Raw genomic sequence first — 17,871 nt, forward strand, 5'->3', positions numbered from 1 at the left:
CGACCGCACTGTGGAGGAGACCGCTTGAAGTCCCGCCCGTCCGAACCCACGCCGTCCGACCACGTCTCCGACAGTGAGCAGTTCCTGTTCGGCGGACGGCTGCTCCCCGACTGGGGGTTCACCTCCCATGAACAGACCATGCTCAGGATCAGCTTCCTCACGGTCGCCCGCCAGATCCCCGGCATGCTCCGCACCGCCCTGTGCCTGGCCTGGCAGGCCGACCGGGTGGCCCTGGTGGCCATCGCCGTCGCCGAAACCGGACGGGCGCTGGCCGCCGCCTTCGGCCTGCTCGCCACCAACCGCGCCCTCGCCTCCCTGTTCGCCTCCGGCAGCACCGACCAACTGCTGCGCGCGGCCCTGCCGGCCGCCCTCGCCATCGGCGGCGCCCCCGCGCTGTCCGCGGTCCTGGGAGCGGTCTCCTCCTGGGCGGGAGGCCGACTGGAGCCCAAGACCGAGCGGGCCGCGACCGTCGCCTACCTGCGCCGCGCGGCCCGCGTGGAGCTGGCCGCGGTGGAGGACCCCGAGTTCAGCAGACTGCTGGAGTCCGCCAGGTACGGCACCGCCGCCGTGCGGCGCCTGATCGGCCAGAGCATCGCCGTCCTCACCGCCCTGCTCGGCATGGTGGCCGCCGGCGGCGTTCTACTCACCCTCGACCCGGTGCTGCTGCCCATGCTGGTGCTCATCGCCGCGCCGAAGGGGTGGGGCGCGGTCCGCTCCGCCCGGCGCCGCTACGGCTCCGTGATGGCCTGGCTCCAGCACCACCGGGCCGCCAGTCTGCTCGCCCAGCTGCTCACCCAGCCTCACTCCGCGCCCGAGGTCCGCGTCCACGCCATCGGCCCGTTCATCCTGGGCCACTACATCGCGATGGCCGAGGCGTCCGAGCAGGAGCAGAACCGCCTCGCCCGCGCCACCGCGACCACCTCCCTGCTCGCCTCCGTCCTCTCCGGGCTGGCCGCCGCCGCGACCTTCGCCGTCCTGGGCTGGCTCGTCCACGACGGGCAGATGGCGCTCGCCGTCGCGGGCACCGCCGTCGTCGGCATCCGCACCGGCGCCGCCGACATCACCTCCCTCGTCGGCACCGTCAACAACCTGTACGAGGAGGCACTGTTCGTCACCGACCTCGACCGCCTCCAGCGCGAGGCCGACCGGCGCGCCATCCCCGCCGGTGGCACCGATCTCCCGCACCGCCCCACGGCCATCACCCTGGAGGGAGTAACCTTCACCTACCCCGGCCGCACGCACCCGGCCCTGTCCGACATCACCCTGCGGATCCCGCGCGGACAGGTCGTCGCCCTGGTCGGCGACAACGGGTCCGGCAAGTCGACGCTCGTCAAGATCCTCACCGGCCTCTACCTGCCCGATGCCGGCCGGATGCTGTGGGACGGCGTCGATGCCGCGACCGCCGACCGAGACCAGCTGTTCGCCTCCTCCGCCGTCCTCGAACAGGGCTTCCAGCAGTGGCCGCTCACCCTGCGGGCCAATGTCCTGATCGGCCGCCCCGAGCACGGCGACGACCCGGCCCTGCTCAAGCGCGCGGCCGACTACACCGACCTGCACCCGATCATCGAGGCCCAGGACAACGGCTGGGACACCCTCGCCGCCCGCGGCTTCAAGGGCGGCGTCCAGCTGTCCGGCGGCCAGTGGCAGCGCGTCGGCATGGCCCGCACCCACCACCGGGCCACCACCACCGGGCCCGGTGGACGCCCCACCCACCTCGTGATCGCCGACGAGCCGACCTCCGCCCTCGACGCCCGCAGCGAGATCGCCGCGTTCACCCGCATCCGTGAACTCGCCGACCAGGGCCTGACCGTCATCCTGATCACCCACCGCCTCGCCGCCACCGCAGGCGCCGATCTCATCTACGTCCTGCGCGAGGGCCGGCTCACCGAACAGGGCACCCACGCGCAACTGATGTCCGACCCGAACAGCGGCTACCGATCCTCCTACCTCCTCCAGGCCCGCCAGTACGCCACCGAGATCCCCGACCAGCGGAACATGACCGCACCCGCCGCCGATCTCGCCTGACCACGCACCCGAAACGGAGCAGCCGATGCCCACCTGGGACGAGATGTGTGCCGCCGCAGGCGAAGTGCGCGACCTGTACGACGAGACCAACCGGCGGAAGCTGGGCCGTACCTGGGGCCTGTCGGACTTCGTCCTGGGTTTCACCGGCGACGTCGGCGACCTCGCGAAGCTGGTCATGGCCCACCAAGGCCACCGTGCCGACGTGGCCGCGAGTGCCGGGGCCATCGGCCACGAGCTGTCCGACTGCCTGTTCTCGCTCATGGTCATCGCCCAGGAGACCGGCGTCGACCTCGCAGACCGGTTCACCACCGACATGGCCGCCCTCACCGCCCGTCTCCGCCCCTCCACCTACCCGCGGCAGCCAGGTGAATCCGCGCCCGGCCGGACCGCCGCAAGCCTTCGACCCGGGTTGCCGTCACCAGCCGCTCGCCCGGCGCCCGCCGAACAAGGAGGACCTGCCATGCCAGCACTGCCGTCCCTGCTCGCCGTGCTCGCGCACCCAGACGACGAGTCGCTCCTCGTCGGCGGCATCCTCGCCCAGCACGCCGCGTCCGGGGCCCGGACCGCGGTCGTCACCGCCACCTGGGCCGAGGACAGCCACCGCGCCGCCGAACTCGCCGAGGCCCTGGAAATCCTGGGCGCCGGCGGACCGCGGATGCTCGGCTACGCCGACGCCCGCGTCCCGCAGTCCGCTCCCGGCCAGCCGCGGCTGTGCGACGCTCCCGTCGACCGCGTGGTCGAGGACGTCGTGCGGCACATCCGCGCGGTCAGGCCCGACATCGTGCTGACCCACGACGCCTACGGGCAACTGACCGGCCACCCGGACCACCGGCAGACCCACCGGGTGACCCTGCTGGCCATCGCCGCCTCCGGACTCGAACACCTCTACCCGGACGCCGGGGAACCCTGGCAACCCGCCGCCGTCCACATGGCCACCCACCCCCACTCGGCGATCGCCGACCTCGGGCCACTCCTGGGCCAGGTCGGCAAGTCCGTGCTGAGCGTCCCGGACAGCCTGGCCAACGTGACATGCGATGTACGCCAGTGGCTGGACCGGAAATGGGCCGCGATCACGGCCCACCGCAGCCAAGTCGAGGGAGAGCGCCCGCTCCCCGGGATCCTGGCCCGCCTGCCCGAGGACGTCAGGCACCGGATCCTCGGAACCGAGCACTACACGTCGCTCACGGCACCGTCCCAGCCCTCCCCGGCTCCGGAGGGGATCGGCCTGACGAACCGACAGGCACCAGGATGCAGCCCCCGATGCCAGTAACCGCCCAACCCGCCCCGACCATGAGGAGCCAGCCGGTGATACGCATCGCCAATCTCAACGCCTACAAGCTGCACCCCCGCGACGTGGGCACGGAGGGGTGGAGCGCCCGGGTCACCGCGATTCGCGAGGTCTCCCCGGACATCCTGTGCCTGCAGGAGGTCCTCGTCGACGATGACGCGCCCGAGGACACCGACGCGGACGGCATCGTCGACGAGACGAAGAGGCTGCGCCGCTGGGACAGCCAGGCCACCACCGTCATCGAACGCCTGGCCCGCGAGTGCGGCCTCACCGCCACGATCGTCCGCTCCGACGGCAGCGCCGGCGCAGTCGCGATGGCCCGCAACGCCCACCGCCCCTGGTACACGGCCGTGCTGTGGCGTCCGGAAACGGTCACCCCGGTGCCCGGCGGATTCCGTGCCTACGGGTCGCCGGGCCTGTTTGTTGCGGCAGTCACCGTGTCCCACGTAAGGCGTGTCGCACTGAATGGCTGCGCAGGTGCAGCCCGAGTCACTACCGTTCGGGTGGGCAAGTGTCCCATTTCGATGCGCAGACGGCCCTTCCGTAGTGATGGGACTCACAGGCCGTCAGGCAAGGTCGGCTCCTGCTAACTGGCCTTGAGGGTGCGGTATCCCCCGTGCTGTGGGGCGGACTCTAGGAACTGGACAGCTTGAGTGGACGATTACCGGGTCGCCAACGGCTGCCGGCGTAGCGGGCGATGGTTTTGGTGAGCTCGGAGTACTGCTGCTCGGAGAGCGGGCCGAGGACGCAGAGCGGGAGTGTGTCGTCCCAGCTGGTGTTAGGACGGTTGCGGTAGAACCAGCCCGCGGGATAGACGCTGTTAGCCTTGGACTTCTGGATCAAGCGGATGCGTAGTCCGGTATAGGTGTACGCCGCCTTTTCTGATGTTATGCGGTCCACAGTGACCGTCTGCATTAGGTCCCAGGTCACCGTGCGGCCGAATGAGCCCGTGGTGACGATGCCCTGCGAGGCGACGGTGAGGGACCATGGAGTTCGGTTCGGGAGCATGCGTCGGTGGTGCCTCTTCGCTCCGCTCACGCTCGCCACGGCGGCGATGCCCACGAGCGTTCCCGCCATGGCGATGATCCACACCACGCCCAGGACCCCCCAGAGGCCGTCCCCCACCCCGTTCTCGCCCTTCGACCCGAAGGGAAAGGCTCCTGCCCCGGCCAGCGCGAAAGAGTCGGCTGCCCAGATCGCGCCAGAAATCACCGCGAGGGGTGTGGACACGGAGGCCTGCCAGATCGGGCGAGCGTAGTCGGTGACCGGCTCCTGGCCGGTCCAGGCGACCTCAAAGGCATCGCCGTGAGCAGGCTCCTGCCTGATAGGCGGCGGAATGAGAGTGCGACGTGGTCCGGCGGTCACGGTTGTCGCGTCAGAGATGCCAGGAGTGCCATTCAGAGAGGACCGGAGTCCGACCAGCCGTTCATGGACCGCCACGGCCGTCTGGGGGCGCCGGTCCGGGTTACGTTCCAGCAGGTCGGACACCAGCTGGGTCACTGCCGGCGGCACGTTCAGGCCGAGCGCGTCGAGCCGCGGAGCCTCCTCAACCAGTTTCCGCTGCGCGATCGCGAGACCATTGTGACCCGTGAAGGGCGCCCGGCCGGCCAACAGGGCGAAGAGAACGCTGCCCAGGGCGTACAGGTCAGAGCGTGCGTCGCCGCGCTCGGTGAGGAACTGCTCAGGCGCGCCGTACTCCGGAGTGCCGGCAGGGGCGAGTTGTGACGAACGGGCAAGGGTGAAGGCACCCTGGATGAATCCGGCGATGCCGAAGTCCACGACCTTGACCCTGCCGTCCGGGGTGATCATCACGTTGTGCGGCTTGATGTCGTAATGGATGACCTGAGCCTGGTGTGCAGCGACCAGGGCCGCACAGATGTCCTGGGCGATCTGAAGCGCGCGCGCCACGGCCATCGGCCCCTCGTCGCGGATGTGTTCAGCGAGATTGGCTCCCTCGACCCGCTCCATGACCAGGAACCACAGATCCTCGTGGAACCCGCGGTCGTACAGGGCGACCACGTTCGGATGACCGATCTGCGCGGCGGCCACCGCCTCCCGCTCAAAACGGCGCGGCAGATCCACCTGCACCCCGTCGTCAAGCACCAGTATCTTGACGGCCACATCCCGGTGCAGCACCCGATCCCTGCCGGCCCACACCTCCCCCATACCGCCCCGTCCCAGTCGCTTGATCAGCTCGTACCGCTCCGCGATCAGCTCACCGCGCTCCACGCACCACCTCCGATGACGAAGCCATGCCGACCATCAGCCTATGACCAGGGCGGCCGCCCTCGAGGAGATCCAGAGAACCCCCTGCGATCCGACACCTCCGAGCTGCTCACATGGCCCGAGCCCGGCCAACTACCGTTCGACATGGCCAGGTATCGGTCGTGCCTGGTCGCACGAGGCATCCTCGCCGAACCCGAACCCGGCCTGTTCACTCAGCCCCGCGCCTGACCACCGACCCACCCCGCCGACCAGGGACCCTCACCCAACTCCAAGCCCGAAACGGGCATTACCTCGCTTACCGCACTCTGAGTGGGCGTTTAGGGATGGTTTGCGGTGCTAAGTCGCCTCGATAGCCAACATCTTCGACATGATTCGCACCTTACGTTCACCTTCGCCGCCTTCCGGGCGCCAGCCCGCGTGACCGTTTGATCCGCTTCTCGACGCTGGATCCCGTCTGGTTTAGCAATAGAGGGAAATGTTCCTTCCAGTGCGGAGCTTCCGGACATTTCGCGCCATGCATCTTGGCGACGAATGCGACAAAGCCGATCAAAATACTCGTCGCAAACCATCTCTAAACGCCCACTCATACCTACTCATACTCCCAATCTGCCGCGCGACCGGCTGCAGCGATGGCGGACCCCGCTCGCGGCCGGGCCCGCACGCTCGGTACGGCCACCCTGCTTCAGCACTGCCGGGTGCAGGATCGCCAAAAGCATGCTGGTCCCAGCGGATTGGCCGGCTACGGGGCGTCCCAGAGGGTCACCGATAGCTCGAAGGTGGGGTTGAGCTGCTGGCGCAATCCCACCTTCACCGGTGGTCCGGCCTTGGTGAAGACCAGTTTCGCCACCCGCAGGTCCGTGGTGATGACGCACCAGGTGGTGCCGGGCTTGAGGTCCTTGACCGGCGCGGGCATGGTGACCTGCCGTTCCCGCGCTGCGGCCTGGCAGGCAGCAGCGGTGGTGACCGAGGCGTCGGCGAGGCCGACTTTCACGTTCGAGCTGTAGGGATTCGGCTCAATCGCTCCTGAGCCGCCGTCCAGAGCGATCACACAGCCCTGATAGCTCAGGTCGGCAGTGGCGGTGCTCTGCCGATCGTAGATCTCGCCGGTACCGAAGGCCGGCTGGTCGAGGTCGAGCCAGTGCGCCTGGTCGCAGTCGGACGCCGCCCAGGTGAGCACCTTGTCCTGGTAACGCACGGTGGCTGCGGGCTGCGCGCTGGACGGTGCCGCGCCGGTGGGGGCGGCGGCCGGCGTCGAGCTGCCACTCGGCGCGACGGTGGGTGCGGGCCGCGGGGACGGGTCGGAGCCGGCGTATGCCCCGCCGACCCGCGCCAGGAGCAGGGCTCCGCCGATCACGACCGGGACCAGCAGTAGCGAGCGCTTGCGGCCTGGCTCGCCCGGTGGCGTGCCATAGCCAGTGCCGGCATGGCCGATGGTGGCAGTGGCCGGTCCGAAACCGCCGCCCTGCGGCGGCGGGAAACCCAGTCCTTGCGTCGGCTCGTAGGCCGTCGCACCGCCGACCGCGGTCGGCGTCCACCCCGGCGGCGATCCGGCAGCCTCACCGACAGGCCGCCCAGGCACGGCCCCCACGGTCCGCGCGTCGATCTCCGTGCGGATCAGCTGCGGCAGCCAGTCCACCCCGCGCCGCAACGCTTGCGGTGCCACCGCCGAGCAGGCGGCGATCACCTCAGTCGTCCCCGGCCGCCGCGCGGGGTCCTTCGCCAAGCACCACGCCACGAGGCTTCGCAGCTCGGCCGGACAGCTGGCCAACTCCGGCTCCTCATGCACGATCCGGTACGCCATCGCGGTCTGGTCACCCTCGCCGAACGGGTGCTCACCAGTGGCCGCGTAGTGGGCGAGCAGCCCCAGCGGAAAGACGTCCAGAGCCGGCGTCAGCTCCCGGGCGCCCTTTATCTGCTCCGGCGCGCTGAACGGGTAGGTGCCCAGGAACTGCCCGGTCCCGGTGAGCGAGCTGCGGTGCAGTGCCGCCGCAATGCCGAAGTCCAGCACCCGAGGACCGTCCGCGGTCAGCAGCACGTTCGAGGGCTTCAGGTCCCGGTGGATGATCCCGGCCGCGTGAACGGCATTCAGGCCTTCCGCCACCCCCGCGACCAGCAGCAGCACTGTCTCCAGCGGGAGCGGGCCGTGCCGGCGCACCGCGTCCTCGACCGAGAGGCCGGCCAGGTAGCCGCCGGCCAGCCAGGGCCGCGCGCCGTCGGTCCGGCTGTCCACTACCGGGACGGTGTAGCCGCCCTGGACCAACCGGGCCAGCTGCACCTCCCGCTGGAAGCGCTCCAGGAAGCGCGGGTCGGCCGAGTGCTCCTGGCGAACCACCTTGAGCGCCACCGGCTGGCCGGCCGGCGAGTACGACAGGTAGACGGTCCCCATGCCACCCTCGCCGATCTTGGCATGCAGCCGATAGCCGTCGATCTCGGGGGCGTTCGGGTCCGCCCGGTCCACCGGCGTGAACGGCAGTCCCGACGCCGCCCGGCCGTTCAGCGGCTGCTCATGATGTGCTGGCATCCGCGTAGCCTACGACCTGACCGAGCGTCACCCGACGCCGCCCGCCGTCCTTCCGGGACAGATCGCGTTCCACAGTCCAGACGGGAACCGCCCGTTGCTCGAACACCACGCGCCGGAAGAACAGTTGGGAATGGACTGCGAGGGCCGCAAGCCACCGCCGGGGCGACACCCGACCAGCGCGATGCTGATGCCGACGGCGGCCGCCACGACGGCCACGGCTATGCCAGCGATGACGGTCTTCCTGCGGCGGGACGCGGCCCGCTCCTGGCGTTCGCGCTCGGCGCGCATCCGCTCACGGGCGGACTTCTTGGCCGCCTGGTCGTTCCTCTTGCTCATGATGGTCTCGTCTCCCGTCTCGCGGCCCCGGGTGCGACCGGCACGGTCGTGCGCCAGGGCCCGGACGTCTCCGTGCAGGGTGGGGACACGGGCAGGCGCGCGCAGTGCACGGCGCGGCGGGCCCGGCGGGCTGCGGAAGACGCTGGGTGCTTGTCGGTCCCGGGGCGGCCGTGCTCACACGAGCGCTGCGCGTCGACGGTCCGGTCAGCCGGTCAGCGCCGGGACGGGGGACGGCGGGCCGCGCCGCCGGGTGCCGCGCCGCAGGGCCTCCTGCGGACCGCGGTGCTCCTCGTCGGGAAACGCCCGGGCAGGCCCGGCGGGGCGGGGTTCGGCGGGCAGCAGGATCCGCACCGGCCGCATCGTGCGCGAGGAACACCACGGTCGGCTGGGCGCCGGCGAGCTGCCCCGGCAGGACGGGGACGGGCCCGAGGCCCTGGACCGGCGCACTGCCGCACCGCCGCACAGCAGATCGGGCAGCAGGCCGCCGCCCTGTCCGCGACCGGTTTCACAGGAGGCCTGGCCCGCGTTATAGACGGCGTTCAATGCCAGTTCGAGCGGGACCAGGACGGCAGTGATCTGGCCGAAGCCGCGCTCGTTCCCCGACAGCAGCAGCGCTGTAGGTGCCAAGAACCACGTCCGTGCTGGTCAGTTGACGTACGGGCACTGTCGCAAGGCAGACCGGTCGAGTGACAGCGGAGGTCTCGCTCGGTGATTGCCAGCTGGCTCCGGCTGGCTCCAGGATGGTCCGGTGTTACTGCGACTGCCCTACCTGGCCTTGACAAGTGTGTTCACCTTGATACGGCTCCTGCCCATGAGCGACCGCGACAAGGACACCGAGATCCTCGCGCTACGCCACCAACTGACCGTGCTACAGCGACAGACCGACAAACCGAAGCTCACCTGGCCCGACCGCGCGCTGCTCGCCGCACTCCTGCACCACCTCCCCCGGACACACCTTCGGCAACTCCAGCTGATCGTCTCCCCCGACACGCTCCTGCGCTGGCACCGCGACCTGCTGCGCCGCCGCCACGCCAAGGCCTCCCGCCCCAAACGTCCCGGCCGACCACGCACCCCGCACTCCGTCCGCGCCCTCGTGCTCAGGCTCGCCGACGAGAACCGCACCTGGGGCTACCGGCGCATCCACGGCGAACTCGCAGCCCTCGGCATCAAGGTCGCCGCCTCCACCGTGTGGAACATCCTCAAGGAACACGGCATCGACCCCGCACCCGAACGCGACCACACCACCTGGGCGACCTTCCTCCGCTCCCAAGCCCACGCCATCCTCGCCACCGACTTCTTCGAGACCAGGACACTGACCGGGGCGACCGTGACCGTCCTGGCGGTGATCGAGCACGCCACCCGGCGCGTGCGGGTCCTCGGCGCGACCGCCCACCCCACCGCGGCCTGGATGACCCAGCTCGCCCGGAACATGGTCATGGACCTTCAGGACACAGGCACCAGGGTGAAGTTCCTGATCCGCGACCGGGACGTCCGCTACCCGGCCGCCTTCGACGCCGTCCTGCACGCCGAGGGAATCGAGGTCGTCCAGACCGGCGTCCGGATGCCGCGCATGAACGCCATCATGGAGCGCTGGGTGCGATCCTGCCGAACCGAGCTCCTCGACCGCACCCTCATCTGGAACCAGGCCCACCTACTCCACGCGCTACGCGAGTACGAGCAGTTCTACAACACGCACCGGCCCCACCGCAGCCTCGCCGGCGCCGCGCCCCTCCGCCAACTGGCCGAACCCATCACCGAACCCGACCGGCTCACCCACCTCGACGCCCGCCGACGCGACCGCCTCGGCGGCATCCTGCACGAATACCAACATGCAGCGCGACCAGCACGGACGTGGTTCTTGGCACCTACAGGGTTGTGGCGGCTGCCAGGGTGCTGGGGAACTCGGTGCGGGGCCAGCGGGTATGGTTCGCGTGCAGCGGGGCGAGTCTCATCAGGGTCCGTCCTGGTCGTCTCGATCGGCCCGCCGTCCGGGGCCCGGGGAAGTCAAGCGCCGCCGTCAGGGCAGGGGGTGTCGTCCGGGCTGCGGTGCCGCCGGGTCTGGGTGCACGGGCGCCTGAGGGTCGGGGGTGAAGCGGCCGGTGACGGCCAGCCAGTGCAGGGTGGAGGCCATGAACGTCTCCACCAGATCCACGTAGCGGCGCAGGTCGTGCAGGCGGTCCGCCGGCAGAACTGGCGTCGCACGCAGTGACGCGGCGGTGGCCCCGAAACCCACTCGGCGCTCCTCGATCATGGCGGCTACCCGCTCACGGGCCTCGGCCGTCGAGCAGCCCTCCTCACGAGCGAGCAGCACGACCAGGTTGTCCTGACCGGCCGCCTCGTCGTCCGCCGCCGAGGCCAGATCGTTCGCCCAGCCCGTGACATCCGCCACCGCCCTGCGCAGATCCCGCACCTGGTCGTCCACCCGTGGCTCCTCCACCAGACGGGCGTGACCGACGCACTCCAGCACGTCCAGCATCGGCAGCACGGTGATCGTGCGCCCCCGCAGTTCGCGGTAATCCGCCAACGGCAGCCGAACCCCCCTGCGGCGCAACGCCACCTCCCGCTCACTGGCATCCAGGAACTCGAAGTAGTCGGAAGTGAATCGCTGCCGCCAACGGGCCGCCATACCCGCAGCCGTGCACTCCCACAGCCGCGCCAGCGCCACCGCGTGCGGCGTGCTCGGCACGGCGTCCGAACCGGCAGGCGCCAGCACCTGACGCAGCGACCCGGTGAACTCCTCCAACTCCCCGGGCACCGAGCCCAAACCCCGCCGGTCGATCTGGTCGTCCACCCAGCAGATGAAGGCTGCCCACCGGGCCATCAGTGCCACCTCCGCCGCAGCTCCCTGCGGCAGGGTATGCGCGGCCAGCATCTCCAGGCGCATCGCCACCAGGCGCCGCTCCTCACGGGCATCCGCCACCAACCCCGCGCTCCGCGCCCAGCGCAGCACGGAATCCGGTCCGAGAACTACACCAGCTGATGAGGAGTCAGTCATACGCGGATCTTGTCAGAGCACCGACAGTCACGTACGCCGAACATCGAACGCTCGAGGCTGTCCTGCCGCTGCGGCATGTGCACCTCACCCGGCACCTGTCCATGCGCCAGCCGACACACCCGCCACGAGCAGACCGTCTGGGAAACGAGCGATTCCGGAAACGGGAGGCCAGGCCGTCTGATGATCCAGCCGCGCGGAAATCCCGTTGCCCGAGCTGCCCCCAACCGCTTCCATGGCCTGATGGAGATGACAACTCCCAGTACTACCAGCGCATTTCGCCGTGACGGCTACTGCGTGCTGCCCGGCTTCCTCACCGTCGGGCAGGTGGGCCGTTGGCGCTCGCTGCTCGATCGGCACCTCGTGTCCCAACCGCCCGCCCCGGACCACACCGGCCCGTACTTCCTCTGGCCGGAACTCGCCGACGAGACCGACCTGCGCACCCTCTACGAGGACAGCCGCATCGCCGACGCCGTCCACCCTCTCCTGCGCGCCGGGCTCGGCCTACCGACTCCCGAGGTCGCCCAACTGGCGTTCACCCTGCCGCCACACCCGCACCACCCCGGCGCCCCGCACATCGACGGCCTCACCCCTACCGAGGACGATGGCCGCCCTGGCACCTTCACCGTCCTGGCCGGCCTGCTGCTGACAAACCAGAGCCAGCGAGACCGCGGCAACCTGTGGGTCTGGCCCGGCAGCCACCTGCGTACCGGCACCTGGCTGCGCGCGCACGGAGCGGACGCCCTGCGCAACGCCATCCCGTACCCGCCCGTCGAGCTACCCACCCCGCGCCAGGTGACCGGCCCGGCTGGGAGCCTGGTCCTCCTCCACTACCTGCTCGCCCACAACATCGGCGGCCACTTCGGCACCGACACCGACGGGCGCCGGGAGACCGTGTACTTCCGACTGCACGCCGACGGCCACCGCGAACGCTGGCGCGCGGCGGTCACCGATCCGCTGCTGGAGTTCGCCGCACCAGCCCCTTGAGGCTGAGGCTCACGGGGATGTTCTCGCCTCTATGGAGCTGGGCGACGTAGGTGCCGCCCATGTACTCCCAGAGGAACTTGTGGAGGTTCTCGGCGGGCTGGTTCAGGTCGGCGTCGAGGATGGCGGCTGCGGCGGAGGTGGCGAGCGGAACGACACGCCGCCCGGCCTGGGCGGCGACGTGGGCGTACGCCTGCTTCGCGGTGGTCTTGCCGGAGCCGGCCGGGCCGAGGCCTGCGGACAGCTCGGTCTCGAAGCGGAGCTGCATCCCTCCGCGATGGTGGCTACACGTCGGTGCCAGCGACGTGCGAACTCACAGCGCGGCGCAGCGCCGCCGTGCGAGCGCACGGTGCGAACAGATCGCCCGGCTCCATGTGCCGTGGTCTCAGGAGGACCGGGCGAGTCAGCTGATGGCCCATCAGAAAAGTCAGCAAAAGGTCAGCATCGATCCGATTAAAGGCTGTCACACCGTCCCAAACACGCGACTCGACGTGACATCCCCGCAGGGCCCTTTCACTCAACCAGCGCGCCCCACGCCCTCCTCAACCCGGCACACCGCATGATCCGGATCCACCTCTGGAGAGGACCGCAGGCGCGTGCCTCACGAGCGCATTTCGCCAGGTCAGCGCACCCGCCCGCGCGCCTTCAGCGGGAGGTCGGGGAGCTCCGGAGCCCGCAGGCGGGCGCCGTCGTAGCCGTGCACGTCACCGAAGCGCGGGCTCTTTTCCCAGTCGTTTCATGCTTGTACGATCTCCTCACCGGATCGGCCGATGAAGTTCTACTACAACTTCGACATGGTCGGCTCGCCCAACGCCGGCTACTTCATCAACAACATCACCTCCTCCGCGTCCGCCCCGATGAAGGCCTACTGGGACTCGCTCAACCTCCAGCCGGAGGAGAACGTCGAGGGCCAGGGCCGCTCGGACGACTACTCCTTCCAGCAGGCCGGCATCCCGACCTCGGGCTACGCGGCCGGCGCCGACGCCGTCAAGACCTCGGGCCAGGCGTCCAAGTGGGGCGGCTCCGCGGGCCGTTCGTACGACTCCTGCTACCACCAGTCCTGCGACACCACCGGCAACATCGACGCCACCGTGCTGAACCGCAGCGCCGACGGCGTGGCCTACACCATCTGGAAGACCTCCGTCGGCGGCACCACCCCCGCCAACGACTTCTCCCTCTCGGTGAACCCGGCCACCGCCACCGTCGACCCCGGCGCCTCGGCCACCGCGACGGTCTCCACCGCCACCACCTCCGGCTCGGCCCAGACGGTCACCCTGACCGCCTCGGGCGCCCCGGCGGGCGTGACGGTCTCCTTCAGCCCGTCCTCGGTGCAGTCCGGCGCCTCCGCCACGCTGACCGTCTCGACCGCCGCCTCCACGGCGGCCGGCACCTACAGCATCACGCTGACCGGCAGCGGCTCGGCCACTCACAGCACCAGCTTCTCGCTGGTCGTGGGCAACGGCCCGACCAACCCCGGCGGCACCTGGGCGGCCGGCACCACCTACCAGGCGGGCGACGTCGTGACCTACAACGGGGTCAGCTACCGCTGCCTCCAGGGCCACACCGCCCAGGTCGGCTGGGAGCCGCCGATCGTCCCCGCCCTGTGGCAGGCCGTGTGACCCGTAGGGCACCGGCCTGCCACCGCATGAGCCGCTGCGCCGCGGTCCGTCGAGGGGGACGGATCGCGGCGCAGCTGTGTACGGGGGCGCAGCCCGGGGGCGGGGGCTCAGCCCGGGTGGAAGGCGACCCGGACGGTGGCGTCGAAGGGGACGATCAGCCCGTTGCCCGTCTCCCAGGTCCAGTCGCGCGGAATGAGGAACATCCGGCCGCCGGAGTGGGCCAGCAGCCGCAGGCCCTCGTAGCGGTAGCGGAACCGCGCCCCCTGCTCGACGTCGGGCAGCAGCGTCTCCCGCACCCCGGCCCACCCCAGGTGGAGGCGCTCGGAGGTGTCGACGACGACCGCCGGACGCCGGTAGAGGTGGTGCGCGAGGTCCTCGGCGTCGGCCGTCCCCTTCTGCTGGGCGTAGCCGTCCACCGCCCAGAACGAGCAGAGCACGGTGATCGCCACGCTGATGCCGAGCGCCGCGCGCTCCCCGGTGAGCGGGTGGTCCGCGCCGGTGCCGCGCACGTACATCAGCCGCGCCAGGACCCCGAGCAGCAGCGCGCCGCCGATCAGCAGCGGGGTGCCCATGGGGCCGGCGTCGATCACCTCGAAGCCGGCCAGGAAGCCGAGCACCAGGAGGGGGACGACCAGTGCGGTGACGGCCAGGCAGACCCGCCGGACCGTCCGGGCGGCGTCCCCACGGCCCCCGGCCGCCCTGGTGACGAGGTGGTAGCCCAGCGCACCGGCCAGCGCCCCGCCCAGGGCGACCCCGGCCGGGACGTAGAGCGCGGGAGAGCTGCGGAGCAACAGGTCCTGGGTGGCGAAGCCGATCGTGCCGGCGTCGATGCCGAAGTAGCTGTAGAGCGAGCTGGTGTAGGCGTAGCCGAAGAAGAAGAGCAGCGCGGTGAGGAGGGTGGTCGGGGCGACCCAGGTGGCGAGTTTGCCGATCCAGTCGGTCCAGGGCCGCGGCTCCGGCTGCTTCGGCCCGCGCCGGAGCTCTTCCTCGGCAGGGCTCAGGGGTTGCTCCCCGCGCCGGTCGGGGCACCGGTGGAGGCGCTGCTCTTCGGGCTCGCCCCGCCGCCGGGGGTCTTGCCGTTGCCGGGAGTGCTGCCGCTGCTGGAGGTGGCGCCGTTGCCGGGGGTGCTGCCGTTGCCGGGAGTGATGACCTCCACGGCGCCCTCCGCCTGGATCCGCTTGCTGGACCCGTCGACCGTCACCGTGAGGCAGATCGTGCGGCTCGCGGCACCCGACGTCGGCTTCGGAAGGGTGAACGTGACCTGCCGGCCCTTGCCGTCGGTCACCGGGACCTGCCGCGAGGCGGGGGTGGCGTACGTCGAACTGCCGCAGTCGGCGACCTTGCTGATCGTGGCCTCGAAGCTGGTCTTCGACGGGAACGACAGCATGATGAAAGCGGTTTCGTCCGAGCCCTGAACACCGGCGGAGGGCTCGCCCGCGGTCCGGAACCCGCCCTGGTTCCCGGCGTCCTTGGTCCGCTGCCCATCGGATTGCCCGCCGCTTCCGCCCTGGCCGTTGTCGCTCTGCCGGGCCGAGCCCGAGCCGCCGCCACCGCCGCCGCCACCGCCGCAGGCCGCCAGGACCGGAACGAGCAGGGCGGCTCCCAGCCACCGGGCCGCTCGGCGGCCCCTGCCGTATCCGATGTGCCGGGTCCCGGGCATGCCTTCTCCCATCCGCGCAGCGAGCAGGGGCCGGTCGGCCCCACCGCAGGATACCCGTTCGCATACGGCCCGATGGGCTGCCGCGCGGACCCCGGCCGGGCCCGCCAGCCGTTCGGTGCAGCCCGGCCGGCCCCCCGCGCTGGCATAGAGTCGGGGCGGACGCACCGTCAGCAGCCCGGAAGGAACCGACCAGTGAGCACGGACCCCCGCCCGGTACCGGAGTTGGGCCCCGAGGTCGTCGAACAGTGGCGGGCCGAGGAGGCCGAGCTCATCGAGTTGCTGGCCCGGGCGCAGCGAGGCATCGGCGGCGTCGCCGCGTTCCGGCTCGGCCCCACCCCGACCGTCCTGGTCACCGACCCGGGCGCGGTGCAGCACGTGCTCGGCCGCCACCCGGACCGGTACGTCAAGCGCTCGCACCGCGCCCGGATGCTCGTCGGGGACGGCGTGCTGTCCGCCACCGGGGATGCCTGGAAGCGTCAACGGAGGCTGCTGCAGTCGCAGTTCACCGGAACCGGGATGCGACGCTACGAACAGCGGATCGCGGCGGCAGCGCGCCGGACGGCGGCGCGCTGGGAGGGCTACCTCCGCACCGGGGAGACGTTCGACGTCGGCGAGGAGATGCGGCGCTTCGCCCTGGACACCGTCTGGCGCGCGCTCACCGGGCTGCCGCTGGACGACCGGACGGATCACGAACTCCGCGCGGTGGAGCGGGTGGTGGCCGCGATGCCGACCCTGCCGACCAACGCGGCGGACGCCCGGGACGCGGTCGCCGGGGACCTGGCCCGGGTCGACGCCGTGGCGCATGCGGCCATCGCGGCGGCACGGTCGGGCGGCCCGGTGGAGGAGCCTGGCGTGCTCCGGGTGCTGCTGGACACGGGCGGCCAATCCCCGGACTACACCGATCGGTTGATCCGCGACGAGCTCGTCACCCTGCTCGTCGCCGGGCACGAGACCACCGCCACCACCCTCACCTGGCTCTTCCTCCTCCTCGACCGCCACCCCGAGGCGCGCGGCGCGGACCCGCAGGCCCTGGTCAGCGAGACCCTGCGGCTCTACCCCTCGGCCTGGCTGCTCCCCCGGCACGCCGTCGAGGACGACGTGATCGACGGCCACCGCATCGCCGCCGGCACCGACGTCCTGGTCTGCCCCTACCTCACCCACCGCGACCCGGCCCTGTGGCCGGACCCCGAACGCTTCGACCCCACCCGCTTCGCCGCCGCCGGCACCCGTCCCACCCAGCTCGGTTCCTACGTCCCCTTCGGCCTCGGCGCCCGCGCCTGCCTGGGCACCCAGTTCGCCCTGCGGGAGACCACGGCGCTGCTGGAACTGCTGCTGCCACTGGGAGAATTGGCGTTCCGGTCCAAGCCGACGGGCGCCGCCTACAGCATCACCGTCCGCCCCGACGGGCCGACGCCGGCGGTGCTGCGCTAGCCGCAATGCCGGTGAGTTAGTGCGTTTCTACAGGTAGAGCGCATGCCGGTGGCCGATTTGGGCGGATGGATCCCCTCCAGGCATGGGGAGGTTCACCGCGATCTGATGGTCCGCCAGGTGACCTCGGGGCACAGAAACGGAGCCCCCGGTAGGGCAGAAGATCGACCAGGAAACCCGCAGATCAGGCTGATGGCGTTGACCGAATGCGGCACCCACGCTGGTCGACGGTGCCTTCGACGGGGTGGCGCGGGCCAGTGAGCACGCGCTGGCCCGCCAGGTTGTCGCCAGCCTTCAGCCGGACATGCTTCTGCTAGCTGACCGCGGCTTCAACGGCCACGAACTGTGGGGCCATACCCGGGCGACGGGCGCTCACCTGGCCTGGTGGATCAAGAGCAACCAGGTATTCGTGCCTCTGCGGGTCCTGTCCGACGGCTCGTTCATCTCGGTCATGCCGACCCCGAAGGAGACCGTCCGGCACGGCCAGGTACGTGCTGCCGGCCGCTCCCTGGCCCAACCACCAGAGGGCCACACCGTGCGGATCGTCTAGTACACCGTGAGACGGCACATCAACTACCAGCCAGGCAACGACTGGTGAGAGCCCCAGCCCGGCTGGCGCCATCCTCCATCCCGCAGGCCGGCGGCACCCTTTCGGCCGTCTGCCGGCGCGCACCACCAACTGGCAGGTCGCGATCGCGGTGAACAGGCTCCGGCGGCTCCGGCATCATGGTGAGGCAACTGGTCATATCCGCCGTGGAGATGACCGACGACTACCGGAACATCCTGCTCGGC

General features: G+C 70.9%; 14 protein-coding genes and 3 pseudogenes. 8 read left to right on the forward strand and 9 right to left on the reverse strand.

Annotation, left to right across the window (positions count from 1 at the left end; translation table 11 throughout):
- Positions 1-24 precede the first annotated feature (24 nt).
- The 3 genes from P3T27_RS29690 (at position 25) to P3T27_RS29700 (ending at position 3,903) form a co-directional block, all read left to right on the forward strand.
- The gene (locus P3T27_RS29690) at positions 25-2,025 is read left to right on the forward strand and encodes an ABC transporter ATP-binding protein (RefSeq protein ID WP_280683992.1); all 2,001 of its coding nucleotides are present in this window, start codon (positions 25-27) and stop codon (positions 2,023-2,025) included.
- A gap of 460 nt (positions 2,026-2,485) precedes the next feature.
- Complete coding sequence (locus P3T27_RS29695; protein WP_280684134.1) at positions 2,486-3,295, forward strand: PIG-L family deacetylase; 810 nt, start codon at positions 2,486-2,488, stop codon at positions 3,293-3,295.
- Positions 3,296-3,330: 35 nt separating this feature from the next.
- The gene (locus P3T27_RS29700; RefSeq protein ID WP_280683994.1) at positions 3,331-3,903 is read left to right on the forward strand and encodes a hypothetical protein; all 573 of its coding nucleotides are present in this window, start codon (positions 3,331-3,333) and stop codon (positions 3,901-3,903) included.
- 43 nt (positions 3,904-3,946) lie between these two features.
- Here P3T27_RS29700 and P3T27_RS29705 read toward each other — a convergent pair whose 3' ends face one another.
- From P3T27_RS29705 to P3T27_RS29720, 4 genes are all read right to left on the reverse strand, one after another.
- Positions 3,947-5,542 carry a serine/threonine-protein kinase gene (locus P3T27_RS29705; protein ID WP_280683996.1) on the reverse strand — a complete coding sequence of 532 codons (1,596 nt, stop codon included), beginning with the start codon at positions 5,540-5,542 and terminating at the stop codon, positions 3,947-3,949.
- Positions 5,543-6,278: 736 nt separating this feature from the next.
- Positions 6,279-8,060, reverse strand: coding sequence for a serine/threonine-protein kinase (locus P3T27_RS29710; protein WP_280683998.1), 1,782 nt, complete (start codon positions 8,058-8,060; stop codon positions 6,279-6,281).
- Between the two features lie 27 nt (positions 8,061-8,087).
- Positions 8,088-8,396 (reverse strand): hypothetical protein, encoded by a 309-nt coding sequence (locus P3T27_RS29715; RefSeq protein WP_280684000.1) that lies wholly within the window; start codon positions 8,394-8,396, stop codon positions 8,088-8,090.
- A gap of 204 nt (positions 8,397-8,600) precedes the next feature.
- On the reverse strand, positions 8,601-9,023 hold the full coding sequence (locus P3T27_RS29720; protein ID WP_280684002.1) for a hypothetical protein: 423 nt from the start codon (positions 9,021-9,023) through the stop codon (positions 8,601-8,603).
- A 121-nt stretch (positions 9,024-9,144) separates the two neighbouring features.
- Between P3T27_RS29720 and P3T27_RS29725 the strand changes: the two are divergent.
- A pseudogene (locus P3T27_RS29725) lies at positions 9,145-10,233 on the forward strand (integrase core domain-containing protein); the annotation flags it as partial.
- 180 nt (positions 10,234-10,413) lie between these two features.
- Here the strand turns inward: P3T27_RS29725 and P3T27_RS29730 are convergent.
- Positions 10,414-11,280 carry a terpene synthase family protein gene (locus tag P3T27_RS29730; protein ID WP_280684136.1) on the reverse strand — a complete coding sequence of 289 codons (867 nt, stop codon included), beginning with the start codon at positions 11,278-11,280 and terminating at the stop codon, positions 10,414-10,416.
- A gap of 351 nt (positions 11,281-11,631) precedes the next feature.
- Here P3T27_RS29730 and P3T27_RS29735 point away from each other — a divergent pair, with 351 nt between their 5' ends.
- On the forward strand, positions 11,632-12,375 hold the full coding sequence (locus P3T27_RS29735) for a phytanoyl-CoA dioxygenase family protein (RefSeq protein ID WP_280684004.1): 744 nt from the start codon (positions 11,632-11,634) through the stop codon (positions 12,373-12,375).
- On the opposite strand, the gene P3T27_RS29740 is transcribed toward P3T27_RS29735, so the two are convergent.
- Together P3T27_RS29740 and P3T27_RS29745 are read right to left on the reverse strand one after the other, a co-directional pair.
- Positions 12,335-12,640, reverse strand: a complete 306-nt coding sequence (locus P3T27_RS29740) for an AAA family ATPase (RefSeq protein WP_280684006.1) — start codon at positions 12,638-12,640, stop codon at positions 12,335-12,337. The two genes, P3T27_RS29735 and P3T27_RS29740, sit on opposite strands and share 41 nt — an antisense overlap.
- A 354-nt stretch (positions 12,641-12,994) precedes the next feature.
- Positions 12,995-13,150: pseudogene (locus P3T27_RS29745) on the reverse strand (pirin family protein); the annotation flags it as partial.
- A gap of 1 nt (position 13,151) precedes the next feature.
- Here P3T27_RS29745 and P3T27_RS29750 point away from each other — a divergent pair.
- Positions 13,152-13,991 (forward strand): annotated as a pseudogene (locus P3T27_RS29750) (carbohydrate-binding protein); the annotation flags it as partial.
- Between the two features lie 107 nt (positions 13,992-14,098).
- Here the strand turns inward: P3T27_RS29750 and P3T27_RS29755 are convergent.
- The gene (locus P3T27_RS29755) at positions 14,099-14,782 is read right to left on the reverse strand and encodes a hypothetical protein (protein ID WP_280684009.1); all 684 of its coding nucleotides are present in this window, start codon (positions 14,780-14,782) and stop codon (positions 14,099-14,101) included.
- 206 nt (positions 14,783-14,988) lie between these two features.
- Positions 14,989-15,651, reverse strand: a complete 663-nt coding sequence (locus tag P3T27_RS29760) for a hypothetical protein (RefSeq protein ID WP_280684011.1) — start codon at positions 15,649-15,651, stop codon at positions 14,989-14,991.
- A 192-nt stretch (positions 15,652-15,843) separates the two neighbouring features.
- Here P3T27_RS29760 and P3T27_RS29765 point away from each other — a divergent pair, with 192 nt between their 5' ends.
- Positions 15,844-17,082, forward strand: coding sequence for a cytochrome P450 (locus P3T27_RS29765; RefSeq protein WP_280684013.1), 1,239 nt, complete (start codon positions 15,844-15,846; stop codon positions 17,080-17,082).
- A 301-nt stretch (positions 17,083-17,383) separates the two neighbouring features.
- On the forward strand, positions 17,384-17,629 hold the full coding sequence (locus P3T27_RS29770) for a hypothetical protein (protein ID WP_280684015.1): 246 nt from the start codon (positions 17,384-17,386) through the stop codon (positions 17,627-17,629).
- The last annotated feature ends 242 nt before the right edge of the window (positions 17,630-17,871 follow it).

It is taken from the genome of Kitasatospora sp. MAA19, from assembly GCF_029894125.1.
In the GTDB taxonomy this organism is placed as follows: Bacteria; Actinomycetota; Actinomycetes; order Streptomycetales; family Streptomycetaceae; genus Kitasatospora.